The organism is Pseudomonas fontis, assembly GCF_028656955.1.
GTDB lineage: Bacteria > Pseudomonadota > Gammaproteobacteria > Pseudomonadales > Pseudomonadaceae > Aquipseudomonas > Aquipseudomonas fontis.
The window spans coordinates 1-929 of record NZ_JAMDGY010000048.1 but is presented as its reverse complement, the minus strand read 5'-3'; the positions used below and the strand labels follow the sequence as shown (position 1 = coordinate 929).

At 54.9% G+C, this 929-nt stretch carries 2 protein-coding genes; both read right to left on the bottom strand.

Features of this window, described 5'->3' with window-relative positions:
• On the bottom strand, positions 1 to 549 hold a 549-nt coding region (locus tag M5G11_RS16035; RefSeq protein ID WP_273914034.1), incomplete at its 3' end, for an IS3 family transposase.
• Positions 550 to 557: 8 nt separating this feature from the next.
• Complete coding sequence (locus tag M5G11_RS16030; protein ID WP_273925316.1) at positions 558 to 911, bottom strand: transposase; 354 nt, start codon at positions 909 to 911, stop codon at positions 558 to 560.
• Positions 912 to 929: the final 18 nt, after the last annotated feature.

Below are 929 nucleotides of genomic sequence, written 5' to 3'. Positions count from 1 at the left end.
ATCTGAGTGGAACATCACACCCGTCGGCCTACCCCTGGATTCAGCCGCCATGCGTAATGCATTGCAGGCCAGTCTTGCGTCGGCAGTCATTGAAAACGCCCAGCCCACTACTCGTCGGGCGTACAGGTCGATTACAGCGGCTAGATACAGCCAGCGCCTGCCGACCTGGATGTAAGTCACATCGCCACACCAAACCTCGTTGATCGCCGAAACTTTGAAGTTCCGCTTAAGCTGATTTTTTGCAATCAAAGCCTCCGCGCCCGAAGACCGATAACGGTGCGGCCTGCGCTGCTTGCACTTCAAACCGGCCTCGCGCATAAGTGCACGTACTTTGTAACGCCCAACTTCATGACCTTCCTGCCGCAATTCTTGCACTAACGTGCGTGAACCAGCGGAGCTTCGTGACGCCTTGAAATGGTTGACTACACGCGAGCGTAGAGCATCCCTCACAGGATTTTTGCGCCCTTGGCGTTTGCGCCATGTATAGAAACTGCTGCGCCTGACCCCAAGCACGCGACAGCAATCGACAACACCGTACTGCTCACTCAGCTCGTTGATCAGCGAGAACGATCTTTGGAGTCCCGAAGCAGGAGAGCACTGGCCTTTTTTAGGATTTCGATATCCCGATCCTTCTGACGAACCAGTGCTTCCAGTTCTTCGATGCGCTGCAGCTCAGGCGTGATGGCTTTAGCTCCGGCTGGGACCTTGCCCTGCCTCTCTTCCCGAACCTGCTCAACCCAGCGGCGCAGAGCTGTTCGGCCTATCCCAAGGATTTCGCATACCTCAGGAACTGACTGGCCACCGTCCAGCACCATTTCAGCAGCTTGGACTTTGTGTTCTCTCGAATAAGATTTTCGCACTGATTTTGCCTCCAATTGGGCGCCATCATAGCGCCCGAAGAAGGTGTCCAAAATCATTAGGCCAGTTCA